This is a genomic window from Pseudooceanicola sp., from assembly GCF_029213205.1.
Taxonomy (GTDB): Bacteria; Pseudomonadota; Alphaproteobacteria; order Rhodobacterales; family Rhodobacteraceae; genus Pseudooceanicola.
Genome location: NZ_JARGNH010000003.1, coordinates 72,062 through 98,331, shown reverse-complemented (window position 1 = coordinate 98,331; position 26,270 = coordinate 72,062). Strand labels below are relative to the sequence as shown.

Sequence of the window (26,270 nt, the reverse complement as noted above, 5' to 3'; positions counted from 1 at the left end):
GCAATCGATGACAGGGTTGTGGAAGCGATTCAGACGGTCGCGATCGGTGTCACCGGCGAGCCGACGGCGCCGGGCAGACGCAGCGGCGGCGCGGTCAGCAGGAACCGGCTGCGGCCGTGTGAACGCAGCCAGTCGGCCAGTGGCGTCAGCTGCCACAGCTCGCCCAGGGGAATGCCGTTCTTGAACAGGCAATGTTCATGCAGCGGCAGGTTGGAACAGGTATGACCATGCTCACAGGGCTGCGCCGGAAGCCCCTCGACCGCGTAATTGTCGGAAATCAGCGCCGAGACACCGCTGTCGGTGACCCAGTTCAGCAGCTTGGCATCACGCCCGTTCAACACCGCGCAAGCGCCGTGCAGGACCGCCTCGTCCGGGGTCGCCATCTCTAGAATCCGCTGCGCAAAGCCGGTGTGGAACACCGCCATATCGCCGGTTTCGACGCTGACCTTGTCGGCCTCGAGCACCCGCATCAATTCGTCATAGCCGACATAGGTCCGCGCATCGCCATAATGGGCGCGCAGGTCGATCATCACCGCCCGGCCCTGCATCCCGTGCACCGCCGCGTTCTCGACCCCCAGCTTACCCGCATGTGAGGTGCTTTCGCCCTTCATCGCGGCACGCACACCGGCATCCTGCGGGTCAGTCGGCCCCTTGATGTCCTGGCCAGCGCGATAGCCGTTGTAGAACACATGTTCCTCAACCCCATTGCCATCGACGTCAAAGCGCCCGCCGACATGGGAAAACGCATCCCATTGGGTGGAATATTGCAGATGGATGATCGCCAGATCGTCGCAGAGCACATCCGGCGCGCCATCCTCTGAGGCGGCGAGGAAATTTACCGAATCGCCGCGCAGCGTCGGGCGCAGGATCGGCGGATGGCGGCGCGGGTTCAGCGCGCTGCCCCCCGGCTTGTCCAGCGGCAGCGACAGGCAGAAGCTGAGGCCCTCGCTGACCTCGGCGACCCCCTGACGGACCTTTTCCGGGGTGATCAGGTTCAACCGGCCCAGTTGATCGTCAGGGCCGAAATCGCCCCAGTTCGATCCCTCGGGGCGGTGCGTCCAGCGGCGGTTGGTCATCTGATACTTCCCTCATTTTTATGTCGTGCGGCACAGCTTGGCAACTTTATGTCGTGCGGCACAGCCTCGCAACGATCTGGCCCTGGCCTGTCCGGCGGCGATATCGGCCTTCATCTACGCGGAGTGGGTGCGGTGCTTAACTTCCAGAACATAGCGCCCGCTGTCGAGATAAATTCGCCGCTGATAGGCGCGATGCGCCTCGATCTCAGCCGCGCGGTCAGGATCTGGCAGCCAGGCCATCGCACCCGAGACATGCGCGGCGATCCATTTGCCCCGAGTTTCGGCCTGCGACATGGCCTTGCAACAGTCCTTCGCCGATCGCTTCGCCTCTCATCTCTCTGGCTGAAAGCCCCGCCCGGCTCAGCCTGCAGCCCGGCAATCCCGTCGCGCCAACGACCAGGAACTCTTTCGCCTTCGCCGTTGTAGCATATTGAAAACTATATACTTCCTTCTTTTCCCCGAGCGAGACGGCAACCACGCCCCCGGCCCCGCTCCCCCCTCGCGACCCGGAAATCCGCCCTTCGCTAAGAATGTGAAATGCACCTGCCCCGGCGTGAACGCTGGAAGTCGCGTCCCTATCGTCCCGGCAACTTGGACGGTGGTGGATTCCCTATGCTGATTGATAATTTTCTCAACCCCGGTTCGGTGGTGATCTATGGTGCCTCGACCGATCCCAAAAAGATGGGCGGGCGCGTCCTGGCCAATATGCTGTCCGGTGGCTATCCCGGCCAAGTTTATGTGATCCACCCCAAGGCCGATATTGTGCAGGGGCTGACCGCCTATAAATCCACTGCCGACCTGCCCGCGACGCCGGATACGGCGGTGCTCTGCATCCCATCGAACGGGGTTGAACCGGCGCTGCGCGACTGCGCCGCGCTCGGGGTCAAATCCGCGATCATCCTCAGCGCCGGGTTCGGCGAAGAAGGCGAGGAGGGCAAGGCGGCCCAAGCCCGGATCAAGGCCATCGCCAAGGATGCCGGCATGCGGTTCTCCGGCCCCAATTCGCTGGGCTGCATCAGCGCGGTGCACAAGTTCAGCGCGACCTTCTCCGGCTATCTGATGGAGAATACGCCAAAGCCTGGCCATGTCGGGATCATCACCCAATCCGGCGCCCTCGGCACCCATGTGATGGGCCGTGCCTTTGATATGGGCCTGGGGCTGAGCCACGGAATTTTCTGCGGCAACGAAGGCGATCTTGAAGCCGCCGATTTCATCGAGGCGATGGCGGCGGATCCCGAAACCCATGTGATCTGTGCGGCGCTGGAAGCCTGCAACGACGGGCCGAAACTGCGGCGGGCCTTGCTGGCCGCTGCGATGGCCGACAAGCCGGTGTTCATCTGCAAGGTTGGCCGCTCCGAGGTCGGCGCCCAGGCGGCGCTGTCGCATACCGGGCGGATGGCGGGCAATGACAGCGCCTTTTCGGCGGTGTTCGAGGCTTCGGGCGCGGTGCGTGTCCGGTCTATCGAAGACATGCTGGAATTTGCGCTGGTGACCTCGGTCGCTGGACGCCCGGAGAATGACCGGGTTGGCATCCTGACGATTTCCGGCGGCGCCGGGATCATCGCAGCAGATGCCGCCGATGATATCGGCCTCGATACACCGCCGGTGCGGCCGGAAACCGGCAAGGCCCTGCACGATATCTATGCGCTCTGCATTGGCGCCAACCCGATCGACACCACCGCCAATGTCGGCACCGATATCAGCAAGGCCGGGGCACTGCTGGAAGCGATGGCCAAGGATGGCCAATACGGCACCATCTACCTCTATTTGGCCTTTATCGGACGGGGTGAGCGGATCGCTAAGTTCAAGGAACACGTGATCGCGGTCAAAAACCGTTATCCCGAGCTGTCGGTGGTGCTGTCCACCTTCCTTTCCGATGAATACCGGCCCGAATTGCATGCGGCAGGCATTGCCGATGTGCTCGACCCCGACCGCGCCATTCGTGCCAGCGCCGGGGCCTGGCAATCGCGCAAGCTGCAGGCCGCGGCACGCGCCGCCGCCTCCGATTCCACCGCCCCCGCCCTGCCCGCCGCCGCCTTTGCCGGTGGCGACGAGGTCGCGGCCAAGGCCTATCTTGCCGAGGCAGGCCTGCGCGGCCCGGCTGAAACCCTGTGCCAATTCGCCGATGAGGCGGTCGCCGCGGCCAAGGCAATCGGCTGGCCGGTGGTGGCCAAGATCGTCAGCGAAGACCTGCCGCACAAGACCGAGATCGGCGGCGTGGTCCTGAACCTGCGCGATGAGGCGGCGCTGCGCGCGGCCTATGACGGCATCCTGACCCGTGCCAAAGCCGCCAAACCGGACGCACGGATCGCTGGTATCTCGGTGATCGAACAGGTCGAAGGCGGGGTCGAGATGATCGTCGGCGGCTCGCAGGATGCCAATTTCGGGCCGATGGTGATGGTCGGGCTTGGCGGCACCGCAGCGGAATTGTTCCATGACGTCGCCCTGGCCCCGGCCCCGGTGTCGCCCGAACAGGCCAGGGAAATGGTGCTGTCGACCCGCGCCTCGGCGCTGCTGACCGGCTGGCGCGGTGGCCCGGCAATGGATCTTGAGGCGCTGGCGCAGGCGGTAAGCGTGGTCAGCCATCTGGTCGCCGATCCGAAATACAATGTGGCCGAGATTGATATCAATCCGTTCCGGCTGAAAGAAAATGGCGGGTTGGTGCTGGATGCGCTGATCGGCACCCACAATTAGCAGGAGGAACGCGCAATGGAAAATATCCGTTACGATGTTAAGGATTATGTGGCCGTGGTCACCCTGGCCAAGCCCAAGGTCAACGCCCTGAGCCGGGCGATGCGGTTTGAGCTGACCGAGGCATTCGACGAAATCAACGAGCGCCCGGATGTGCGCTGTGCGGTTCTGAACGCCGACGGCCATGTGTTCTGCGCCGGGGCCGATTTGAAAGACCGGCCCGACACCAGCAAGCCCGGCGATGGCCCGCTGCACAGCCGGATCGTGCGCGAAACCTCGCTGCCGATCCGCGACAATGACAAGCCGGTGATCTGCGCGGTCCAGGGCGCGGCCCTCGGGGCCGGGTTCGGGCTGGCGATGGCCTGCGATATCGTGTTCGCGTCGAAAAAGGCGGTGTTCGGGATGCCCGAAATCAACGTCGGCCTGGCCGGTGGCGCCTCGTTGCTGATGCAGCATTTCGGCCGTTCGCGGATGCGGCGGATGATGTTCACCGGCGAAAACTTCGATGCAGAAGAGCTTTATCGCCTTGGCGTGATCGAAGCGGCACTGGATGACGAGGATTTGATGCCGACGGTGATGGCGATGGCGCATGACATCGCTTCAAAGAACCCGACCGGCATGAAAATCGCCAAACGCTCGGCCAATCTGGTCGAACTGATGTCGCCGCGTGACGGCTATATCTTTGAACAGAAATATACCCTTGAGCTGGGCCGGACCGAAAACGCCGTCGAGGCGCGGACCGCACGGCTGGAAAAACGCCAGCCGGTGTTCAAGGACGAATAAATGCGCGGGGGCATTGCCCCCGCCCACCCCAATCTGGCGCCGATTTGATCTGCGACAACCCGTAACGCGAAGTCGGTGGTATACATCGTCGACGGTCCGGGTTACGGGATGTCTTTGCTTTCCTGCCACCCCAAGCGCCGCCTTTTGCGGCCTTGTGTAGACTCGCCAGATCGGTTTCCAGATGATCCAAACCCTGTCCGATGCGCTCGCCGAGCGCGGATATGACACTTTGACCCCGGTGCAAGAGGCGGTGACCACAGCCGAGTTGCAGGATGCCGATCTGTTGGTGTCCGCGCAGACCGGATCCGGCAAGACCGTGGGCTTTGGCCTGGCGATCGGGCCGACGCTGATGGGCGCCGAGGAACGGCTGCCCGCCGCCGCCGCACCATTGGCGCTGATCATTGCACCGACCCGCGAGCTGGCATTTCAGGTCAGCCGCGAACTCGGCTGGCTGTTCGCCAAGGCCGGGGCCCGCGTCGCCACCTGCGTCGGCGGCATGGACATGCGCGACGAACGCCGCGCGCTGGACCGGGGTGCGCATATCGTCGTCGGCACGCCGGGCCGTCTGCGCGACCATATCCAGCGCGGATCGCTCGACCTCACCAGCATTCGGGCGGTGGTTCTGGACGAGGCGGACGAGATGCTGGACCTCGGCTTTCGCGAAGACCTGGAATTCATGCTGGGCGAAGCGCCCGCCGAGCGGCGCACCTTGATGTTTTCCGCCACGGTGCCGAAATCCATCGCCACCCTGGCGCAGCATTATCAGCGCGACGCGGTGCGGGTCACCACCCTGTCCGACCGCAGCCAGCATGCCGACATCGCCTATCAGGCGCTGCAGGTGGCGCAGGCGGACGCGGAAAACGCGATCATCAATGTGCTGCGCTATCACGATTCCGAAAACGCCATCGTCTTTGCCAACACCCGCGCCGCGGTGAACCGGCTGATGGCGCGGTTCGCCAATCGCGGCTTTGCCGTGGTCTGCCTGTCCGGCGAGCTGAGCCAGACCGAACGCAGCCATGCGCTGCAGGCGATGCGCGACGGGCGGGCCCGGGTCTGTGTCGCCACCGATGTCGCCGCTCGCGGCATCGACCTGCCGAATCTCGATCTGGTGGTGCATGCCGAATTGCCGACCAATGCCGAAGGGCTGTTGCACCGCTCGGGGCGCACCGGGCGCGCTGGCCGCAAGGGGATTTCGGCGCTGATCGTGCCGCCGAAGATGATGAAACGCGCCGACCGGTTGCTGAAGACCGCCAAGATCACCGCCGAATGGACAACCGCGCCGGGCGCGGATGAGATCCTGCGCCGCGACGAGGAACGGCTGCTCGCCGATCCGGTCTGGACCGAAGCAGCCAGCGAAGAAGAAGACGCCTTTGCCGCCAAGCTGCTGGAGATGCATCCGCCGCAGGCCATTGCCGCCGCCTATCTGCGCCTCTACCGCGCCGGTCATTCGGCGCCCGAAGATCTGGCCTCGCCAACGGCTGCCGCCGCCCCGCGCGAGCGCAAGCCTTTTGGCCCCAGCGTCTGGTTCGCCCTGTCGGTGGGCCGCAACGACCGGGCCGAACCGCGCTGGCTGCTGCCGCTGCTTTGCCGCGCCGGGAATATCGAAAAGGATTCGATCGGCGCGATCCGGATCCAGCCGACCGAGTCCTTTGTCGAACTGACAGAGTCGAGCCTGCCCGGATTCCTGAAAGCCATTGGCAGTGACGGCAAGCTTGAAGATGGCGTGACCATCCGCCGGATCGAAGGCACCCCTGATTTCGCACGCCATTCCGACAGCCCCCCCGCCGCCAAGCCGCGCCCCAGCGCGCCGCGCAAACCCGCCGCGCCAAGACCTGCGCCCACGCCGCAAGCCGCGGCACCTGCCCCGCATGCCGGGGCGGGCGCAAAATATGCCGCGCACCCGGGCGCACCGCAGAAACCGGCAAGGGCCGCGCCCAAGCGTGAGGCCTATGAGTCGCGTCCGGCCAAGCATGACGCACCAAAGAAAAGCCATCCGCCCCGCGATGGCGATCCCGCCACCAGCGCGCCGCGCAAAGCCAAAGGCGATCGCCCGTATAGCCACGCCAAAGACACAGGCAGCGAGCGCAAGAGCCCGGCACGGGTCTGGGGCCAGGATCGGGCAAAACCCGCAGCCGGCGCCGCAAAAAGTGGCTCTGGCTACAAGGGCAAACCGGGCGGCCCGGCGGGCAAACCCGGCGGTTCCGGCAAATTCGGCGGCGGCAAGCCCAAGCCGGCGGCCTCGGACACCTCGAAACGCTTCAAACCGCCCCGCGGCGCGGCCAAAGCCAAGCCCGCAGACCGGGCGGGCGGCAAACGTCGCGACGGTGGACATGACGTGCCGAAACGGAACAAACCCTAGCCGCGCGACGCTGCAATCGCCTGTCCGGCCGCGACGCCAGAGGACCAGGCCCACTGGAAATTGTAGCCGCCGAGCCAGCCGGTGACATCCACCGCCTCGCCAATCGCATAGAGGCCCGGCACGGCCTGCGCGGCCATCGTCTTGGACGACAGCGCGGCGGTGTCGATGCCGCCCGCCGTGACCTCTGCCTTGGCATAGCCTTCGGTGCCGCTGGGGCGAAAGGTCAGGTTACTCAGAATATCCGCCGCCCGTTCCAGTTCAGCATCCGGGACATTGCCCAGTTCGGTGGGGATGGCGATCCTTGTCGCCAGCGCCTCGGCCAGCCGGTTGGCCAGATGTTCGGCCAAGGCCGCCTTGAGATGCGCGCGCGGCATCGCCCGTTTCGCCGCCTTCAGCTTGTCCGCCGCGCCGGGCAGGACCGACAGGGAAATCGCCTCACCGGGTGACCAGTAGGAGGATATTTGCAGGATCGCCGGGCCGGACAGCCCGCGATGGGTGAACAACACCGCCTCTTCAAAGCTGACAGCGCCAACCCGCGCCACCGCCGGACAGGCGACGCCGGAAATGGTGCGAAACAGCATATCCGCCTCGCCCAGGGTGAACGGCACCAGCGCCGGGCGCGGCGGGATGACGTTCAGGCCGAATTGCCGGGCGATCTCATAGGCCTTGCCGCTGGCGCCCATTTTCGGGATCGACGGCCCGCCGGTGGCAATCACCAGCTGCCGCGCCACCGCGCCACCAACGTGAAACCGGCCATCGGCATGGCGAACCTCGCCTATCTGCGCCGACAACCGAATCTCGACCCCGCCCCTGGTGCATTCCGCCAACAGCATCGCCAGGATCTGCCGGGCGGAGTCATCACAGAACAATTGCCCGAGGGTCTTTTCATGCCAGGCGATCTTGTGCCGCTCGACCAGCGCCAGGAAATCCCATTGGCTGTAGCGGCTGAGCGCTGATTTGACGAAATGCGGGTTTTCGGACAGAAAACACCGCGCTTCGGCCCCGGTGTTGGTGAAATTGCAGCGCCCACCGCCCGAGATCAGGATTTTCTTGCCCGGCTTGTCGGCATGATCCAGCACCAGCACCCGGGCCCCGGCCTGCCCGGCGGTGGCGGCGGCCATCAGCCCCGCACCGCCCGCCCCAAGGATGATCGCGTCATATTCCATCAGGGCGTTCTAGTGCCAAGCCCGCCGGGTGGAAAGCGCCGCGCGCAGCGCCGGGTCAGCCCAGACGCGGCACCAGGATTTGCCGCAATGCGCCGCCACTGGCCAGCCGGTCAAACCCGGCGTTGATCTCGTCAAAGCCGATCTTGCCGTCGATCAGCTGATCCACCGGCAGCACCCCGCTGCGATACATCCTGAGGAATTTGGGGATGTCGCGCACCGGCACGCAGGAGCCCATATAGCTGCCGATGATGCTTTTCTCATTCGACACCAGATCGCCGTGTTCGAATCCGAACTTGGCCCCGATCGGTGACAGGCCAGCGGTCACCAGCTCGCCCCCCCGGACGGTGATCGCATAGGCGGCTTCCATCGCTGCCACCGCCCCGGCCAGTTCGACCGCGACATCGACGCCGCCATGGGTCAGTTCCATCACCTTCGCGGTCAATTCAGGGTCATTGGCGTTGAAGCTGTGGGTGGCCCCCATCTGCATCGCCTTTTCCAGTTTCCGGTCATCCAGATCGACCGCGATGATCGTGCCCGCGCCCGCCACCTTGGCCCCGAGCAACCCGCAGAGACCGACGCCGCCCATGCCAAAGATCGCCACGCTCTGCCCCGGCACGATGCGGGCAGTGTTGATCAGCGCACCAACCCCGGTCATCACCGCGCAGCCAAAGATCGCCGCGTCCTCGGGCGCGATGGACTCGTCGATCACGACCACGCTGCCCCGGTTCATCACCGCATATTCCGCGAAACAGGACACGCCCGCATGGTGGCGCACCACCTCGCCCGATGCGTCGCGGATCCGCGAGCCGCCAGAGATCAGCTCTCCCTTGGCGCGGGCTGTCGGCGCCACCGAGCAGATATTGGGCCGTCCGGCCAGGCAATTGATGCAGCGCCCGCAGGACACCGAGAACTGGAACACCACCGGGTCGCCGACCTTGATATCGGTGATCGCCGATCCGATTTCGACCACCTCGCCGGCGCCCTCATGACCCATCAGCATCGGCAGCGCAGTGCCGCGCGAGCCGTTGATCACCGACAGGTCCGAATGGCAGAGCCCGGCGCCCGCGACCTTGACCACCACATCGGTGGCCGCCGGCGGCAGCAGGGTGACCTCTTCGATGCTGAGCGGCAGGCTGTCGGCATAGGGTGCGGGGCGGGACAATTCACGCAGAACGGCGGCCTTCGACTTCATCCGGGAGATCCTTTGATTGCAATTGGCAAAAGTGGCTTTGCAGAAAGCTAGCGTCCAATTCCGGCTACGGCAAACCCCTTCGACAGATGACATCGTTTTGGCAGGCTGCCCGGATCAGACTGGCCGCATCAGACTGGCCGCGTCATCTGGCCGGGTCACACTCGCCGCATCAGCCCAACCGTGCCAACATCAGCGCCATGCGTTCGCCGTAATGGCGGGCCGAGCTTTCGCAGCCCGCCGTCAACCCGCCCTCGCCGTCGGAATTCACCGCCAGCCCCAGAAAGGTGCCCGAGACATTCAGCCCGGCATTGCCCTCGACCACCGGCGCGCCGATCAGATCCTGACCGACCCAGATCATCCCGTGCTGGGCGGCAAAGATCGCAAGAGAGCTCAGCGTCGCCAGCTTGTCACCGCCGGTATTCACCCCGCCGGTAAAGCCTCCGGCCAGCTTGTCGAGCCAGTGACGGCCGACCCAGATGTCCGATCCGGTGGCATCCATAAAGGTTTTGAACCCCGCCGCCGGGCCGCCCATATAGGTCGGGGTGCCGAACAATATCCCCGAGGCATCGGCCAGCACTTGCCAATCCGCCGGGCGCATATCCGAGACATCGATCATCGCCACCTCGACGCCCGCGCCGCGGGCGCTGTCGGCAATCACCTGCGCGGCCAGCGAGATCGAGCCGCTGCCAGACCAATAGGCGATGGCGAGTTTGGCCATGTCAGGCCCTTTCTTTCAGGATCATGTCGGCGGCTTTCTCGGCGATCATGATGGTGGGGGCATTGGTGTTGCCGCTGGTGATTGTCGGCATGACACTGGCATCAACCACCCGCAAGCCGCCAATGCCGCGCAGCCGCAGCGCCCCGTCCAGCGGCGCGTCATCGCCGCCCATCCGCACTGTGGCGACCGGGTGAAAGATCGTGGTGCCAATCTCGCCCGCCGCGCGGGCCAGATCCGCGTCGCTGTCATAGGCGGCGCCGGGCTTCACCTCTTCGGGGCGGTAGCGCGCCAGCGCCGGTTGCGTCATGATCCGCCGGGTCAGCCGGATCGCGTCGATCGCCACCCTGCGATCGCCCTCGGTCGCCAGGTAGTTCGGCGCGATCACCGGCGCCTGCATCGGATCGGGCGAGGCCAGGCTGACGCTGCCACGGCTTTCCGGGCGCAGGTTGCAGACCGAGGCCGTGATCGCCGGGTAGCTGTGCAATGGCTGGCCAAAGGCCTCGAGCGACAGCGGCTGCACGTGATATTCCAGATCCGGCGTCGCCAGATCGGGCCGCGACCGGGTGAAGGCGCCAAGCTGAGATGGCGCCATGGTCATCGGACCACGGCGGCGGATCGCGTAATCCAGCCCGATCAGCGCCTTGCCCCAGGCCGAATTTGCCAGGGTGTTCAGCGTCTTGGCCCCGGTCAGCCGCCAGGAACAGCGCAGTTGCAGATGATCCTGGAGGTTCTGGCCGATGCCGGGGATATCGCGGATCACTTCGATTCCCTTGGCGGCCAGCATCGCCGCCGGGCCGAACCCGGAGAGTTGCAGGATATGCGGGCTGCCAATCGCCCCGGCCGACAGGATCACCTCGCGGCTGGCCCTGGCACTGACCAGCTGGCCGTCGCGCAGATATTCGACCCCGACCGCGCGCCCGTCCTCGATCAGCACCCGGCGGGTATGGGCGCCGGTTTCCACCTTCAGCCCCGGCGCTTGGGCGCTGCGCACAAAGGCCTTGGCGGTGTTCATCCGCCAGCCCGAGCGTTGGTTCACCCGGAAATAGCCGACCCCGTCATTGTCGCCGGTGTTGAAATCGTCGGTCCTGGGGATCCCCGCTGCTTCGGCCGCCTCGATCCAATCGTCCAGCAGCTGCCAATGCAGACGCTGGTTTTCCACCCGCCATTCACCGCCTTCGCCGTGATGTTCTGAGGCGCCCTCGACGTAATCCTCGGATTTCATGAAATAGGGCAGCACGTCGTCCCACCCCCAGCCGGTCAGCCCCATCTGTCGCCAGCCGTCGTAATCCGCCGCCTGACCGCGCAGGTAAAGCATGCCGTTGATCGAAGAACAGCCACCCAGCAACTTGCCACGCGGGTAGAGCAGGCTGCGCCCGTTCAGCCCGGCTTCGGGTGCGGTCTTGAACATCCAGTCGGTGCGCGGATTGCCGATACAATAGAGATAGCCCATCGGGATATGCACCCAATGGTAATTGTCCTTGCCCCCGGCCTCCAGCAGCAACACCCGATGCCCGGCCTCGCCCAGCCGCTTGGCCAGCACGCAACCGGCGCTGCCAGCGCCAACGATGATGTAATCCCAGATCATGCGCTCTCTCCCGGCGGTATCTTTGCGGATGCCGGGCGGCAATGTCCACGGCAAGACATCCCTGCCTTCACCCTCACCCTGGCCCTCTCCCTTCGAGGGAGAGGGAAATCGCGGGGCGGCATTTGGCGCACAATCGACCGAACTGCGCGCCTTCCCTCTCCCCCCGGGGGAGAGGGCCAGGGTGAGGGGCGCTCAGACCGGCAGCGCCGTGGTCTTGAACACCGTCCTGAGGGCAAAGCTCGATTGCATCTGCGCCACCCCCGGCAGCCGGGTCAGGTGTTGGCGGTGAATGCGGGCGAAATCCTCGGTGTTTTCCGCCACCACCTTCAGCAGGTAATCCGCGGTTCCGGCCATCAGGTGACATTCCAGCACATCCGGGATCCGCGCCACCGCGGTCTCAAACGCCTCCAGCGTCTCATCCGACTGGCCCTGCAGGGTGATCTCGACGAACACCGTGGTCGACACCCCCAGCTTGCGCGCGTCCAGCAGCGCCACATAGTCGCGCACATAGCCCGACGCCTCCAGCCGTTGCACCCGCCGGTGACAGGCCGATTGCGACAGGTTCACCTTGTCCGAGAGATCGGCATTCGAAATCCGGCCCTGCCGCTGCAGCACCCTGAGGATTGCGCAATCAATTGAATCGAGGGCCATGGCACGAATATCCTGCGCAGAAAGCTGAGTCGCATCGAAGGATATTCGGCCAGGGGCAGGAAAGGCGAGAGATTTCCCCGCCTAACCCGGATTTATCGCACAAACCAGATTCAGCTGGCCGCTTTCAGCGAATCGCGGATTTCCAGCAGAACGTCGAGCTCCGACGGCCCGGCCGGGGCCGCTGCCGGTGCGGCCTCTTCTTGCTTGCTGGCGGCGTCCTTGGCCTTGTTCACAAAGCGGACCAGCATGAAGACGACGAAAGCGATGATCAGGAAATTGATCACGGCCATCAGGAAGGCACCATAGGCAAACGCCGCCGCGCCGGCCTCACGCGCCTCGGTCAGGCTGGCATAGGTGTCGTCACCCGACAGAACGATGAATTTATTGGTAAAATCGACACCGCCCATGAACAGGCCGATGATCGGGTTGATCAGGTCATCGACCATGGATTTCACAATTGCGGTAAATGCCGCACCGATGATGATCCCCACAGCCATGTCCATGACATTGCCCTTGGCGATAAAGTCCTTAAATTCTTTCAACATGTCCCACTCCAGTGTTTCTTGGCGCGTTGCCTTATCCGACAATGCACAATGAATAGCATTTTTGCGCACAGCCCAAATACTGTAATCTTGCCTGGCAAAGGCTTACCTTGCGCCACCCCCCCCCACAAAATGAGGTTGCCGATGTCGATCACCGACATGAAAATCAACGACCGCTGGCCAGCACAGGATCCGAATGTGCTGCAGCTGTATTCCTTCCCCACCCCGAACGGCAAGAAGGTGTCGATCGCACTGGAAGAGATCGGATTGCCCTATGAGGCGCATCTGGTCCTGCTCAGCGATGACAATGTGCGCAGCCCGGAATTCCTGTCGCTATCGCCGAACAACAAGATCCCCGCGATCCTTGATCCCAACGGCCCCGATGGCACCCCGATCGGGCTGTTCGAAAGCGGCGCAATCCTGCTCTATCTGGCTGAAAAGACGGGCAAGCTCCTGCCCGCTGGCGCCGCCAAACATGAGGCGGTGAAATGGCTGATGTGGCAGATGGGCGGGCTGGGTCCGATGCTGGGGCAGCTTGGGTTCTTTTACAAGTTCGCAGGCAAGGAGATCGAGGATCCGCGCCCGCGTGACCGCTATATCGGCGAAACCAGCCGCCTGCTGAACGTGTTGAACCAGGCGTTGCAGGGCCGCGATTGGGTTGCCGGGGACTATTCGGTCGCCGATATCGCCATCGTGCCCTGGCTGCAGGCGCTCGATTTATACGAGGCCAAGGACACGGTCGGCTGGGCGGATTTTGCCAATCTGCAGCCCTATGTTGATCGCTTCATGCAGCGCCCGGCGGCGCAAAAGGGATCGAATATCCCGCCGCGTCCCGGCAGCTGATCCGAACCGGATTCACTTGCCCGGCCCTGTGGCCGGGCAAGATGTCAGCCGCGCAGCACGCCGCCGGTGGCCCTGCCGACCTTGTCGACGATCTTGGCTGACAGCGCCTCGATCTCGGCCTCTTTCAGGGTGGCGGTGCGCGGTTCGATGCGCACCGTGATGGCCAGGGATTTCTGCCCCTCCCCCAGCGACCCGCCGATGAATTCGTCAAACACGCGCACATCGGTGATCAGCGCCTTGTCGGCGCCGGCGGCCGCATTGACCAGGTCCAGCGCCGCGACATCCGCCGCCACCACAAAGGCGAAATCGCGTTCCACAGCTTGCAGATCCGACACCTGCATCGCGCCACGGGTGACCGAGGCGGCGCGGGGCAGCGGCACCTCTTCGGGCCAGATGGTAAAGGCCACCGCCGGCCCCTTCACATCCATTTCCGCCAGGATTTTCGGATGCACCTCGCCAAAGATGCCCAGCATCTTTTTCGGGCCCAGACAGAACCGCCCGTGCCGACCGGGATGCCACCACCCCGGACCGTCGCGCAGGATCTGCACCTTGGCCGGGGCCCCGATGGCCGCCAGGATCGCCTCGGCATCCGCCTTGGCGTCGTAGAGATCCACCGACCGCGAGGCGCCATGCACGTCCTTGGGACCAGTGCGTCCGACCAGCAGGCCCGCGACCAGCAGCTTCTGGTCGCCCGGTTCGCCACCGTGCCAGGCCGCGCCGACCTCGAACAGGGCCAGATCGGACATGCCGCGCGCCTGATTGCGCGCCGCCGCCCGCAACAGGCCGGGCAGCAGATCCGGGCGCAGATGGCTCATCTCGGCGCTGATCGGGTTGGCCAGCATCGTCGCATCATCGCCACCGCCAAACAGCGCCGCCGCGGCCTGATCGATGAAGGAATAGGTCACGCATTCATTGTAACCCAGCGCCGCCGCCGTGCGCCGCGCCACCTGTTCGCGCTTTTGCAACGGCGTCAGGATCGGTTTCGGCACCCCCGGCTGGCTGCGCGGCAGTGGTTTCGGCTCAAGCTGGGTGAGCGAGGCCATCCGCGCCACCTCTTCGACCAGGTCGGCCTCGCCCAGCACATCCGGGCGCCAGGACGGCACCTGCGCCATGTCGCCGTCCATGACAAAGCCCAGCCGTTCCAGCGTCGCGCGTTGCTCTTCCGCCGGGATATCCATACCGACCAGCGACGAACAGCGCGCGGTGTCGAGCCGATAGGCGCGCGACACATCCGGCACCGCACCGGCAACCACCATTTCAGAGGGCACGCCGCCGCAGAGGTCGATCACCATCTGCGTCGCCAGGTCGAGCCCGGCCATGTTGAATCCGGGATCAATGCCGCGTTCATTGCGGTAGCGCGCGTCGGAATTGATCTTCAGCGCCCGACCGGCATGGGCGATCTGGATGAAATCCCAGAACGCCGCCTCGATGAACACATCGGTGGTTTCCTCGGTGCAGCCGGTGTCGAGCCCGCCCATGATGCCGCCGATGCTTTCGACGCCCTTGTCGTCGGAGATCACCAGCGCCGCCTCAGGCAGCGCGTATTCCTTTTCGTCCAGCCCCAGGAAGGCTTCGCCGCCCTTGGCCTGATGGATCCGCAGCGCGCCGGTGACCTTGCCCGCGTCAAACACATGCAGCGGGCGGTTCTGGTCGTAGGTGAAGAAATTGGTGACATCGACCAGCGCCGAGATCGGGCGCAGCCCGATCGCCCGCAGCCGGGTTTGCAGCCAGTCCGGGCTTGGCCCGTTCTTGACGCCGCGCACCAGACGCCCGGCAAAGACATGACAGCCCTCGGTGGCGTCCTTGTCGATGCTGACGTCGATCGGACAGGGGAACTGGCCGCTGATCTCGACCGTTTTCGCCGGTTTCAACCTGCCCAGCCCGCGCGCCGCCAGATCCCGCGCCACACCGCGCACGCCCAGCGCATCGGGGCGGTTCGGGGTGATCGCGATTTCGATCACCGGATCGACCTTGGCCGGATCATTCTCGGCCAACCAATCAGTGAAGCTCTGCCCGACCTCGCCCGAGGGCAGTTCGATGATGCCATTGTGTTCGTCGCTGAGTTCCAGCTCACGTTCCGAGGCCATCATCCCATGGCTTTCGACACCGCGTATATTGCCCACCGACAGGGTCACATCGATGCCCGGCACGTAATCGCCGGGCTTGCACAGCACCACGGTGATCCCGGCGCGGGCATTCGGGGCGCCACAAACGATCTGTTTGTCGCCCTCGTCGGTTTCCACCATGCAGACCCGCAACCGGTCGGCATCGGGATGCTGTTCGGCGGTTTTCACCTTGGCCAGAGTGAACCCGGCCAGCTTGGCGGCGGGGTTTTCCACCCCTTCGACCTCGAGCCCGATATCGGTCAGGGTCTCCAGGATCTCGTCGAGGCTGGCCTCGGTTTCCAGATGGTCTTTCAACCAGGAGAGGGTGAATTTCATGTCGTGTCCTTCCTCGGCGCCGCCTCAGCGATCTGCCAAATCCTCAACCAGCTCGAAATGTTCGAACACCAGCTCCATGTCCGGCGAAAAGCCTGAGGTACGGGTGAAATAGGCTTCATGATCCCGGCGCCATCCGGCGAGCGAGGTGTTCTCGCCCTCGGCCAGCGCCATCGCCTCGGTCACATCACCAAAGCGCACGCGCTCCACCGACGTCGTCCGAATGACAAGCGCCGGGGTGCCGTCCCAATTGGCAGCGATATCGCAGCGCCCGACCTTGGGCAGCGCCTCAGGCTCGTCGGCAAAGACTGACGCCGCCTCACAGGTCGCGGTTTTCGCGCCGCTGCGCACCAGCGTCAGCAGCTCGGCACAAAGCGTGGCGTTGTCGCCAAAGCGAAAGGTGCCCGCGCCGGGGTAGGTCACTTGCAGGTCTTCCATGTCGTCAGTCATTGCACGCCACCCAGAGCCGCCGCCGCGTATTCGCCACCGCCGAAGAAAACGCTATGCGCATAGCTTTTTCCTGCGCCGTCCCGCGTTGCACGACCCGCCCGTGCCTTGCACGGGCAGCCCCCGACCGCCCCCCGGGCGGGGGCTTTGCCCGCACCCGCAATCGGGGACTGCCCTATTGATGCGAACCGGATTGCCACCTCAGACCCCGCCCCTGAGCGTCGGCACCTGGAGTGCCGAGAACCCATAGTGGCGCAGCCAGCGCAGGTCTGAATCAAAGAACGCCCGCAGATCGGGGATGCCGTATTTCAGCATCGCGATCCGGTCGATCCCCATGCCAAAGGCAAAGCCCTGCCAAGCCGCCGGATCAATCCCGCCAGCCTGCAGCACCTTGGGATGCACCATGCCGGACCCCAGCACTTCCAGCCAATCGTCGCCCTCGCCGACCTTCACCGTGCCGCCTTCCCAGGCGCACTGAATATCGACCTCGGCCGAAGGTTCGGTAAAGGGGAAATGGCTGGCCCGGAACCGGGTCTTCACCGCAGTGCCGAAATAGGCGCTGAAGAACTCTTCGAGACACCATTTCAGGTTGGCCATGCTGATGTCGCGGTCAATCGCCAGCCCCTCGACCTGATGGAACATCGGGGTATGGGTCTGGTCGTAATCGGCGCGATAGACCCGGCCCGGAGAGATCGTGCGGATCGGCGCGCCCTCTGCCTGCATGCTGCGAATCTGCACCGGGCTGGTGTGGGTGCGCAGCACATGCGGCGGGCGATTATCGCCCGCTGCACGGTGCATGTAAAACGTGTCCATCTCGGCCCGGGCCGGGTGGTGGCTGGGGATATTCAGGGCGTCGAAATTATACCAATCATCCTCGACCTGCGGCCCCTCGGCCACGGCAAAGCCCATATCGGCAAAGATCGCGGTGCATTCTTCCCAGACCTGGCTGACCGGGTGGATCGTGCCCGCCCGCCGGGTCCGGCCCGGCAGCGTCACATCCAGCCATTCGCTGCGCAGCCGTTCGTCCAGCGCCGCATCGCCCAGCGCCGCCTTCTTCGCCGCCAGCGCCGCGTTGATCTCGTCCTTCAGCGCGTTCAGCGCCGGTCCTGCGATCTGGCGCTCTTCGGGCGTCATCTTGCCCAGTTCGCGCATTTTCAGGCTGACCTCGCCCTTTTTGCCGACCGCCTGCACCCGCAGATCCTCAAGCGCGGACTCATCGCCCGCCGCGCCGATCAACTGCAGCCATTTTGCCTTCAGATCGTCCATCCGATCCTCCTGATGCCTTCGCGGCCCGTGCTACTCGCCACGGCGCAATGGTGCAAGACTGTGGCCCCGCCGCGCGCTTGGTAAAATTCTAGTCGTTCGCCCTGATCCGGTCATTTTTCCGACCTAGCCATGCCCTGTCCGGCGGCGATAATGGCCCGGTAGCGCGCCAATCCAGCGCCAAGAAATCTCGTAAGCAAAGGACGACATCCGAAATGTTGCACCATCTCACCAAACTGGCCGCCGTGGTGGCCACCACCCTGCTCTGCCTTGGCCCAACCGCCGAGGCCGAGCCGATCGTCGAGGCGGTCTCGATGCAAGGCAAGTCGGATTACACGCCGCCGCCCGACAGCGACCAGCGGCCCTATTTCACCACCGCCGACGGCTGTTCCTATCGCCGCGCCCAGGCGCCGGGCTATGCGCCGACCTGGCACCTGATCCTCAACCCCTATCACATCGGACAAGAACCGGCGCATCGGCGCTGCCCCGGATCGCTCAGAAACTGACATCTGATCTCTGGCCTCACTCCAAACGAAAAGGGCCACCCTGCCGGGCGGCCCTGTCAATTTCACCAATCCGGTTGCAATCAAGCGGGCAGCGCGGCTTTCGCCTGTTCGACGATCACGCCAAACGCCTCGGGTTCATGCACGGCGAGATCGGCCAGAACCTTGCGGTCGACCTCGATCCCGGCCAGCGACAGCCCGTTGATGAAGCGCGAATAGGTCAGCGCCTCGTCATGCGAGCGCACCGCGGCATTGATCCGCTGAATCCAAAGGGCGCGGAAATTGCGCTTGCGCACCTTGCGGTCACGGGTCGCGTATTGATTGGCCTTGTCGACCGCCTGGCGGGCGACTTTGAAGGTGCTCTTGCGACGGCCGTAATAGCCTTTCGCCTGATCGAGAACCTTTTTGTGACGGGCGTGGGTGACTGTGCCACCTTTGACTCTGGGCATATCCTGTCCTCCTTACTTCTTCGCGTAGGGCATCATCGGCTTGATGATCTGTTCATCAGCCTTGGACAGGACGGTCGTGCCGCGGGCATTGCGGATAAATTTCCGCGTCCGCTTGATCATCCCGTGGCGCTTGCCAGCCTGGGCCACCTTGATGCGTCCAGTTGCGGTCACCTTGAACCGCTTCTTGACGCTCGATTTCGTCTTCATTTTGGGCATTTCCGTCTCCTTTAAAGATGGTCGAACGCACGACTCGGCATGCCACTTCGGGCCGGCCGCGCGGATAGAAAGCGCCGTATAGGAGGAAGCGGCGGGCGGATCAACAGGTAATTGCCTGCAGCCAGGGGGCGCTGCCCCCTCGGCCTCTGGCCTCACCCCCGGGATATTTTGGACCAGAGGAAGCCGGGGGATTGGTCGCCCGCTATATCCTGGCGATATAGCGCCGCCAATCGCCTATGGCCGTGATGTCGCTGGCGGCGTCGACCGCGGCAGATTCACACAGGAACCCCTGCACCACCCGGCCATCGGCCAACGCGATGCTGCCCAGCCCCAACGGCGCCGGGATGGCGCGCAGAAAACTGCCGACCTCGGCCAGCGGCAACTGCCAAAGCTCAACCGCGATTTCCGCGCCGCTGCCCGCCGTGCCGCGCACCAGGCCGGGCCGGTCAGGCGGGCCACCGGCCAGCGCGTAGAAGCGATAGGCATCGCTGGTGCAGGCCGCGCCCAGAAACGCGCCGCCGCGCTCGGTCAGCTGATGGTTCAGCGGCAGGCCGGACATATGCGCGCCGCAAACCGCCAGAATCAGCCCTTCGGGCGCGGCATCGGGCAGGTCCGTCGCTGGCGTGAACGGCCAGCCGGTGGCGCCCAGGTTGCGCGCCCCGGCCGCCTCGAGCCCCAGCGCGATGCTGGCGATCTCTGCGTCCTGCCCGGCCGCGGCCAGCAAGGTGACGCTGCCCGGGCGGCCATCGGCGCGGGCCGGGACCGGCACCGCGATGCCGCACATGTCCAGCAGATTGACGAAATTGGTATAGGTGCCGAAGTTGGAATTCGGCCCCACCGGATCGGTCGCCAGATCGTCCACGGTGTAAAAGGTCGGGATCGTCGGCACGCAGAGCGCATCGAGCCCGGCCAGCGCCGGTTCGGCGGCACGGGCCAGATCCTTGAGCCGGTAGAGCCCGCGAAACGCATCCGCCGCGCTCAGCGTCTCGGCCTTGCCGATGATCTGCCGGGTGACCGGCAGGATCGCCTCGGGATCACGGGCCAGCAGATCCGCGATCACCGTATAGCGTTCGGCCACCCAGGCGCCTTCATAGAGCATTTCGGCCACCGCATAGAGCGGGGTGAAATCGATCTCGCGAATCTCGGCGCCCTGCCCGCGCAACAGATCGACCGCCGCCTGAAAGCTGGCCTCTTGCACCGCGTCGCCGAGGAACCGGATGCTGGCCGGATCGGGAATGCCGATCACCGGCGGCGCGGCGCGGCGGCTCAGCCCCGGCGCTGCCACGGGTTTGCAAAAGGCATCGCCGGGGTCATAGGCGCAACAGGCCTGAAACGCCGCATGGGCGTCGGCGACGGTCAGTGCAAAGATCGACACGGTTTCGATCGACCGGCAGGCCGGAACCACGCCGCTGGCCGACAGCGCCCCCAGCGTCGGTTTCAGCCCGACGATATTGTTCAGCGCCGCCGGCACCCGGCCCGAGCCGGCGGTGTCGGTGCCCAGCGCCAAGGCAACAATGCCATGACCCACCGCCACCCCGGACCCGCCCGAGGATCCGCCCGGCACGATCTCGGGATCAATCGAATTCAGCGGCGCGCCATAGGGCGTGCGCACCCCGACCAGACCGGTGGCAAACTGATCGAGATTGGTCTTGCCGACAAAGATCGCCCCGGCGGCACGCAACCGAGCAACGACAAAGGCATCCTCCACCGGCGTATAGGCGAAAGCGGGGCAAGCCGCGGTGGTCTCATACCCGGCGACATCGATATTGTCCTTGACCGCGAACGGCACCCCCCAGAGCGGGCGGGCGGCATCAAAGGCGCCCAACGCTGCTGCCTCGGCCCGCGCCGCACCCTCGCTCGGCATCGCCAGGAATATGCCGGGATCGTTGATGTCCGCGATCCGGGCGAACACCTGCGCAATGACCGCTTCGGGTGACACTCCGCTGGCATAGGCCCGGTGCAGATCGGGGATGGTCATCTTGATTTCGGGAAGATTTGACATAGCTGGACCTTCTTGGCGGCAATGCGCGTGGTGTGTTTGCTACCTCCCCCTTTTTGAGGGCTGAGTTCAAATGCTAAGAATTCACAAAACCGATGCATTTTTTGCAGCACAAGGCGCCGGATGAAACATTTACAGACCTTTCACTATGTCGAAGGCGTGGCCCGGGCCGGGTCGATCCGCAAGGCCGCGGATGACATGAACATCACCGCCTCGGCGCTGAACCGGCGGATTCAGCGCTTTGAAGAGGAATTCGGCTATGAGATCTTTGAACGCCTGCCGCGCGGCGTGCGGCTGAACCCGGCGGGTGAATTGCTGATGCAGCATTTCCGCGTGCAGGCCTCAGACCTGCGGCGGGTGCAGGGCCAGGTCGCCGATTTGTCGGGGGAACGGCGCGGCCATGTCTCGGTTGCCTGTTCGCAGGCGCTGATTCCCTATTTCCTGCCCGCCCAGATCGCCGCCTATCGGCAGAATCACCCCGGCGTGTCGTTTTCGGTGCGGGTCCGCGACCGCGAGGCGGCGGAACGTGAGCTGGCCGAGTTCAGCAGCGATCTGGCGCTGGTGTTCGAGCCGGTGCATCTGGTCGATTTTGAAGTGCTGATGGCGGTGCCGCAGATCATCAACATTCTGATCCGCCGCGACCATCCGTTGGCGGCAAAGCCGGTGGTGCGGCTGCGCGACTGCCTGGACCATCCGCATGTGCTGCCGACCTCGCAATACGGGGTGCGGGCATTGCTGGACACCGCCGCGGCGCTGGGATCGCGGCCGCTGAACCCGATTGCCGAATCCGACAGCTTTGAGTTCATGCGTCATTATGTGCGCCACGAAAACGCGGTGGCCTTTCAGATCCCGATTGGCCTGCACTGCGGACCGGACAGCGACTGTGTGATGCGCCCGATATCCACCCGCGACATGCCCCCGGGCAATCTGCTGCTGGGGCAGATGCGCGGGCGCACCCTGCCGGTCGCCTCGGCCCGCTTTGCCCAGGGGCTGGCGCAGGCGATGGAACCGTTCCGCGAGGCCAATTCTCCCGGAGGTTGAGTGGTGCATTTTTTGCATCGCTTTGGCAAAATATTAGCAGACGTCAACAGCACTCAAATACCCTAACCTTTGAGTGTCACACCACCGCGCCTTCCGCAGGTCGGCGCAGGAACAGCTGCTGGAGCAATGCCATGACCACATTCACCCCTCTCAATCGCCGCCGCTTTCTGGGCGCCTCGACCGCCGCGCTGGGGGCTGCTGCCCTTGGCGGCCTGTCCCGGCCCGCAATGGCCGCAGACAACCTGACCGTCGGCTTCATCTATGTCGGGCCGAAGGACGATTTCGGCTATAACCAGGCCCATGCCGAAGGCGCCGCTGCGGTCAAGGCGATGGCCGGGGTGACGGTTCTGGAAGAGGAAAACGTGCCGGAGAGCCAGGACGTCCAGAACACCATGGAATCGATGATCAATTTCGACGGTGCCGGACTGCTGTTCCCGACCTCGTTTGGCTATTTCAATCCCCATATCCTTGAGCTGGCACCGAAATACAGCGACGTGCGCTTTGAACATTGCGGCGGGCTCTGGACCGAGGGCAATCCGACCAATGCCGGGTCCTATTTCGGCTATATCGGCATGGGCCAGTATTTGAACGGTGTCGCCGCTGGCCATGCCTCGAAAACCAAGAAGATCGGCTTTGTCGCGGCCAAGCCGATCCCGCAGGTGCTGAACAACATCAACTCCTTCCTGCTCGGCGCCCGCGCGGTCGATCCGACGATCACCTGTCAGGTGATCTTTACCGGCGAATGGTCACTGGCGGTGAAAGAGGCCGAGGCAACCAATGCGCTGGCCGATCAGGGCTGTGATGTCATCACCTGCCATGTCGACGGGCCCAAGGTGGTCTGCGAAACCGCCGTGGCGCGCGGCGCCTATGTCTGCGGTTATCACGCCGATCAAAGCCCGCTGGCCGGTGACATGTATCTGACCGGCGCCGAATGGAACTGGGCCAGCGTCTATACCGACATGGTGGCCAAGACGATGGCGGGCGAGCCGATCGACAACTTCGTCCGCGGCGGCCTCGCCGATGGCTTCATCAAGATGAGCCCGCTTGGCCCGGCCGTCTCTGACACCGCGCGTGCCCAGTTCGAGGCGGTCAAGGCCGAGATCGTGGCCGGTGGCTTTGCCGCGATCAAGGGCCCGCTGAAGGACAACAAGGGCAATGTCATCGCTGCCGCAGGCGAGGGCTTTGTCGAAACCGACGTCAAGCTGGAGAGCATGGACTACCTCGTCGAGGGCGTGCTCGGGTCCACCAGCTAAAATGACCAGCCAGGCGCAGATACCGGCGCGGGGCCATGGCACCGGCGCGCAGACCTTGATTGGCCTGATGTTCCGGGCCGAGGCAGTCCTCATCCCTGTCGGCGCTTTGCTGGCCGGGGCGGCGGCGTTCAGCCTGTTTCTGCTGGCCATCGGCAAATCACCAGCGGAGTTCTATGCGCTGGTCTGGAAGGCCGGGTTCTCCTCGGCCTTTTCCTGGCAGAACACCCTCAGCCGGGTGGCGCCGCTGGTGCTGGCGGCGCTCTGCGTCGCCCTGCCCGCGCGGCTGGGTCTGGTGATCATCGGCGGCGAGGGCGCGATTGTGCTCGGCGGTCTGGCGGCGGCGGTGACCGGCACCGCGGTGGCCGGCCTGCCTGCGGGCATCGGCATGGTGACCATGGCCCTGGCCGGAATGGCCCTCGGCGGGCTCTGGATCGGCACGATCGGCGCACTCAGGATCAAGCGCGGGGTGAACGAGACGATTTCATCGCTGCTGATGGCCTATATCGCGATTGCGCTGATGAACCATTTCGTCGAGGGGCCGTTCCGCGACCCCGCCAGCCTCAACAAACCCTCGACCGCGCCGCTGGAGGCCGGGCTGAGGGTCGGCGACATGCCCTTTGTCGCGGCCCATTGGGGGGTGGTGGCCGGGGTGCTGGCCTGCCTGTTCTGCTGGATCCTGATCGAACGCACCACCCTGGGCTTTGCCGCCCGGATCGCTGGCGACAACGTCCGCGCCGCGCAGGTTCAGGGCCTGCCGGTCAGCCGGTTGGTGATCGGCTTTACCGCGCTTGGCGGTGCCTTCGCCGGGCTGGCCGGGTATTTCGAGGTCGCCGCCGTGCATGGCTCGGCCAATGCCTCGCTGATCGCCGGTTATGGCTATACCGGGATCCTGGTCGCCTTTCTGGCCCGCCACAACCCGCTGGCCATCCTGCCGGTGGCGGTGCTGCTCGGCGGTTTCGAGGCCTCAAGTGGCCTGATCCAGCGCCGGATGGACCTGCCCGACGCCACCATCCAAGTGTTCGAGGGCATGGTCTTTGTCATCATCCTGCTGAGCGAGGCGCTCTATGGCCGGTTGCGCATCTTCACCCCGGCATTCTGGGAGCATCGCTGATGGATCAGGTTGAAATCGGTCTTTGGGGGGTGCCGCTGGCGATCCTCGGCGGGGCGATCCGGGTCTCGACCCCCTTCATCTTTGTCTCGCTCGGCGAATGCCTGACCGAACGCTCCGGGCGGATCAACCTGGGGCTTGAAGGCACCCTGGTTTTCGGCGCCATGAGCGGCTACGCCGTGGCCTATGAATCCGGCAACCCTTTTGTCGGGGTGCTGGCGGCGGCGCTGGCCGGGGCCTGTTTCGGGCTGCTGCACGGCTGGATTTGCAAGTTCAAGGGCGTCAACGACATTGCCGTCGGCATCGCAATGATGCTGTTCGGCATGGGGCTCGCCTTCTTTTTCGGCAAGCCCTACATCCAGCCACAGGCGCCAGACCTGCCCGCCTTCAACCTGGGCTGGTGGTCGGATATCCCGCAACTGCGCGCGGCGCTTCAGGTCAATGTGCTGTTCATCGCCGGTGGATTGCTGGCGGTGGCGATGGCCTGGATGTTCCGATCCACCCGCGTCGGGCTGATCGTGCGGGTCGTCGGCGACAGCACCGATGCGGCCCGGGCGATGGGCCTCAGCCCGGACCGGGTGCGGCTGCTGGCCACCGGGGCGGGCGGCGCGCTGGCCGGGATCGGCGGCGCCTATCTGTCGCTCTATTATCCCGGCAGCTGGACCGAGGGCGTGTCCTCTGGCCAGGGGCTGATGGCGATTGCGCTGGTGATCTTTGCCCGCTGGAACCCGATCAACTGCTTCTGGGCGGCGCTGCTGTTCGGCGGGGCCGGGGCGCTTGGCCCGGCGCTGCAATCGGTCGGCGTGTCCGAGGGCTATTACCTGTTCTTCGCCGCCCCCTATGTGCTGACCCTGGGGCTGCTGATCCTCACCTCTTCCCCCGACCGCGCCATGCAGGGCGCGCCGCTGGAACTAAGCCTGACAAAATAAGGAATAATCTGATGAACGGACTTGGCGGTCTCAACAAATCCGAAAACGGCGTGGTCATCGGGCTGGTGCAATTGCAATTGCCTGTGGTCAAAACCAAGGCCGACCTGACCGCACAGACCGCCCGGGTGGTCGAGCTGGTCGGCAAGGCGCGGCGCAATCTGGGCACCATGGATCTGGTGGTGTTCCCGGAATACATGCTGCACGGGCTGTCGATGGACACCAACCCCGAGATCATGTGCACCATGGACGGCCCCGAGGTCGCGGCGCTGAAACAGGCCTGTATCGACAATGCCATCTGGGGCTGCTTTTCGATCATGGAGGCGAACCCGGACGGTTATCCCTATAACAGCGGCATCATCATCGACGACCTTGGCGAGGTCCGCCTCTACTACCGCAAGATGCACCCCTGGGTGCCGGTCGAACCCTGGGAACCGGGGGATCAGGGCATCCCGGTCTGCGATGGTCCGAACGGATCGAAAATCGGCCTGATCATCTGCCATGACGGCATGTTCCCGGAAATGGCGCACGAGGCGGCCTACAAGGGGGCCGAGATCATGATCCGCACCGCCGGATACACTGCCCCGATCCGCGAGTCCTGGCGCTTCACCAATCAATCCAACAGCTTTTGCAACCTGATGGTCACCGCCAATGTCTGCATGTGCGGGTCCGACGGCAGCTTTGACAGCATGGGCGAAGGCATGATCGTCAATTTCGACGGCAGCGTCATCGCCCATGGCCAGACTGGTCGCGCCGATGAGATCATCTCTGCCGAGGTGCGCCCCGATCTGGTGCGCGAGGCCCGCGCCGGTTGGGGGGTTGAGAACAACCCCTATCAATTCGGCCATCGTGGCTATGTCGCGGTCAAAGGCGGCGCCCAGGATTGTCCGTACACCTACATGAATGACCTCGCCGCCGGGCAATACCGCCTGCCCTGGGAGGACAGCATCAAGATCACCGACGGCACCGGATTCGGCTTTCCCGCGCCAACCCGCCGCTTTGGTGAATAGGAGCCCAGCCC

Annotated in this window: 24 protein-coding genes; 10 read left to right on the top strand and 14 right to left on the bottom strand. The window is 64.7% G+C overall.

The annotated features are described in order from the left end of the window. Positions 1 to 29: 29 nt before the first annotated feature. A complete protein-coding gene (locus tag P1U48_RS04110; protein ID WP_301067509.1) occupies positions 30 to 1,076 on the bottom strand; it encodes a cyclase family protein in 1,047 nt (348 codons plus the stop codon). A gap of 114 nt (positions 1,077 to 1,190) precedes the next feature. Next, positions 1,191 to 1,370, bottom strand: a complete 180-nt coding sequence (locus P1U48_RS04105; protein ID WP_301067506.1) for a hypothetical protein — start codon at positions 1,368 to 1,370, stop codon at positions 1,191 to 1,193. 318 nt (positions 1,371 to 1,688) lie between these two features. On the opposite strand from P1U48_RS04105, the gene P1U48_RS04100 reads away from it, so the two are divergent. From P1U48_RS04100 to P1U48_RS04090, 3 genes are all read left to right on the top strand, one after another. Further along, positions 1,689 to 3,770, top strand: coding sequence for an acetate--CoA ligase family protein (locus P1U48_RS04100; protein WP_301067504.1), 2,082 nt, complete (start codon positions 1,689 to 1,691; stop codon positions 3,768 to 3,770). Between the two features lie 15 nt (positions 3,771 to 3,785). Further along, positions 3,786 to 4,550 carry an enoyl-CoA hydratase/isomerase family protein gene (locus P1U48_RS04095; protein ID WP_301067502.1) on the top strand — a complete coding sequence of 255 codons (765 nt, stop codon included), beginning with the start codon at positions 3,786 to 3,788 and terminating at the stop codon, positions 4,548 to 4,550. Between the two features lie 181 nt (positions 4,551 to 4,731). After that, a complete protein-coding gene (locus P1U48_RS04090) occupies positions 4,732 to 6,909 on the top strand; it encodes a DEAD/DEAH box helicase (RefSeq protein ID WP_301067499.1) in 2,178 nt (725 codons plus the stop codon). Here the strand turns inward: P1U48_RS04090 and P1U48_RS04085 are convergent. The 6 genes from P1U48_RS04085 to mscL all read right to left on the bottom strand — a co-directional run bounded on the left by P1U48_RS04085 (position 6,906) and on the right by mscL (position 12,766). Next, positions 6,906 to 8,075, bottom strand: coding sequence for an NAD(P)/FAD-dependent oxidoreductase (locus P1U48_RS04085; protein ID WP_301067496.1), 1,170 nt, complete (start codon positions 8,073 to 8,075; stop codon positions 6,906 to 6,908). The genes P1U48_RS04090 and P1U48_RS04085 overlap by 4 nt on opposite strands. A gap of 55 nt (positions 8,076 to 8,130) precedes the next feature. After that, positions 8,131 to 9,267, bottom strand: a complete 1,137-nt coding sequence (locus tag P1U48_RS04080; RefSeq protein WP_301067494.1) for a zinc-binding dehydrogenase — start codon at positions 9,265 to 9,267, stop codon at positions 8,131 to 8,133. A 169-nt stretch (positions 9,268 to 9,436) separates the two neighbouring features. Continuing rightward, positions 9,437 to 9,985, bottom strand: coding sequence for a flavodoxin family protein (locus P1U48_RS04075; protein ID WP_301067492.1), 549 nt, complete (start codon positions 9,983 to 9,985; stop codon positions 9,437 to 9,439). Between the two features lies 1 nt (position 9,986). Next, positions 9,987 to 11,570, bottom strand: a complete 1,584-nt coding sequence (locus P1U48_RS04070) for a GMC family oxidoreductase N-terminal domain-containing protein (RefSeq protein WP_301067489.1) — start codon at positions 11,568 to 11,570, stop codon at positions 9,987 to 9,989. A 192-nt stretch (positions 11,571 to 11,762) separates the two neighbouring features. Then, on the bottom strand, positions 11,763 to 12,221 hold the full coding sequence (locus P1U48_RS04065; RefSeq protein ID WP_301067488.1) for an Lrp/AsnC family transcriptional regulator: 459 nt from the start codon (positions 12,219 to 12,221) through the stop codon (positions 11,763 to 11,765). Positions 12,222 to 12,331: 110 nt separating this feature from the next. Next, positions 12,332 to 12,766: a large conductance mechanosensitive channel protein MscL gene (gene mscL, locus P1U48_RS04060; protein ID WP_301067486.1), complete on the bottom strand. Its 435-nt coding sequence runs from the start codon at positions 12,764 to 12,766 to the stop codon at positions 12,332 to 12,334. A gap of 141 nt (positions 12,767 to 12,907) precedes the next feature. Here mscL and P1U48_RS04055 point away from each other — a divergent pair, with 141 nt between their 5' ends. Then, the gene (locus P1U48_RS04055; protein WP_301067483.1) at positions 12,908 to 13,606 is read left to right on the top strand and encodes a glutathione S-transferase N-terminal domain-containing protein; all 699 of its coding nucleotides are present in this window, start codon (positions 12,908 to 12,910) and stop codon (positions 13,604 to 13,606) included. Positions 13,607 to 13,650: 44 nt separating this feature from the next. On the opposite strand, the gene pheT is transcribed toward P1U48_RS04055, so the two are convergent. The 3 genes from pheT to pheS all read right to left on the bottom strand — a co-directional run bounded on the left by pheT (position 13,651) and on the right by pheS (position 17,757). Continuing rightward, complete coding sequence (gene pheT, locus P1U48_RS04050; RefSeq protein ID WP_301067481.1) at positions 13,651 to 16,047, bottom strand: phenylalanine--tRNA ligase subunit beta; 2,397 nt, start codon at positions 16,045 to 16,047, stop codon at positions 13,651 to 13,653. A 24-nt stretch (positions 16,048 to 16,071) separates the two neighbouring features. Further along, the gene (locus tag P1U48_RS04045; protein ID WP_301067479.1) at positions 16,072 to 16,494 is read right to left on the bottom strand and encodes an ASCH domain-containing protein; all 423 of its coding nucleotides are present in this window, start codon (positions 16,492 to 16,494) and stop codon (positions 16,072 to 16,074) included. 198 nt (positions 16,495 to 16,692) lie between these two features. Further along, positions 16,693 to 17,757: a phenylalanine--tRNA ligase subunit alpha gene (pheS, locus tag P1U48_RS04040; protein WP_301067477.1), complete on the bottom strand. Its 1,065-nt coding sequence runs from the start codon at positions 17,755 to 17,757 to the stop codon at positions 16,693 to 16,695. A 212-nt stretch (positions 17,758 to 17,969) separates the two neighbouring features. On the opposite strand from pheS, the gene P1U48_RS04035 reads away from it, so the two are divergent. After that, positions 17,970 to 18,260: a hypothetical protein gene (locus P1U48_RS04035; RefSeq protein ID WP_301067474.1), complete on the top strand. Its 291-nt coding sequence runs from the start codon at positions 17,970 to 17,972 to the stop codon at positions 18,258 to 18,260. 80 nt (positions 18,261 to 18,340) lie between these two features. Here P1U48_RS04035 and rplT read toward each other — a convergent pair whose 3' ends face one another. The 3 genes from rplT to atzF form a co-directional block, all read right to left on the bottom strand. Continuing rightward, positions 18,341 to 18,706 carry a 50S ribosomal protein L20 gene (rplT, locus tag P1U48_RS04030; protein ID WP_301067471.1) on the bottom strand — a complete coding sequence of 122 codons (366 nt, stop codon included), beginning with the start codon at positions 18,704 to 18,706 and terminating at the stop codon, positions 18,341 to 18,343. A 12-nt stretch (positions 18,707 to 18,718) separates the two neighbouring features. Then, positions 18,719 to 18,922: a 50S ribosomal protein L35 gene (rpmI, locus tag P1U48_RS04025; protein WP_301067469.1), complete on the bottom strand. Its 204-nt coding sequence runs from the start codon at positions 18,920 to 18,922 to the stop codon at positions 18,719 to 18,721. Between the two features lie 202 nt (positions 18,923 to 19,124). Continuing rightward, a complete protein-coding gene (atzF, locus tag P1U48_RS04020; RefSeq protein ID WP_301067468.1) occupies positions 19,125 to 20,924 on the bottom strand; it encodes an allophanate hydrolase in 1,800 nt (599 codons plus the stop codon). Positions 20,925 to 21,044: 120 nt separating this feature from the next. Here atzF and P1U48_RS04015 point away from each other — a divergent pair, with 120 nt between their 5' ends. The 5 genes from P1U48_RS04015 (at position 21,045) to P1U48_RS03995 (ending at position 26,259) form a co-directional block, all read left to right on the top strand. Continuing rightward, complete coding sequence (locus P1U48_RS04015; protein ID WP_301067466.1) at positions 21,045 to 21,962, top strand: LysR family transcriptional regulator; 918 nt, start codon at positions 21,045 to 21,047, stop codon at positions 21,960 to 21,962. 131 nt (positions 21,963 to 22,093) lie between these two features. After that, the gene (locus P1U48_RS04010; protein WP_301067463.1) at positions 22,094 to 23,215 is read left to right on the top strand and encodes a BMP family ABC transporter substrate-binding protein; all 1,122 of its coding nucleotides are present in this window, start codon (positions 22,094 to 22,096) and stop codon (positions 23,213 to 23,215) included. A 1-nt stretch (position 23,216) separates the two neighbouring features. After that, entirely contained in the window at positions 23,217 to 24,326 is a 1,110-nt protein-coding gene (locus P1U48_RS04005) for an ABC transporter permease (RefSeq protein ID WP_301067462.1), read from the top strand. After that, positions 24,326 to 25,252 (top strand): ABC transporter permease, encoded by a 927-nt coding sequence (locus P1U48_RS04000; protein WP_301067459.1) that lies wholly within the window; start codon positions 24,326 to 24,328, stop codon positions 25,250 to 25,252. Before P1U48_RS04005 ends, P1U48_RS04000 begins: the two co-directional genes overlap by 1 nt. Positions 25,253 to 25,263: 11 nt before the next feature. Beyond that, a complete protein-coding gene (locus P1U48_RS03995) occupies positions 25,264 to 26,259 on the top strand; it encodes a formamidase (protein WP_301067457.1) in 996 nt (331 codons plus the stop codon). Positions 26,260 to 26,270: the final 11 nt, after the last annotated feature.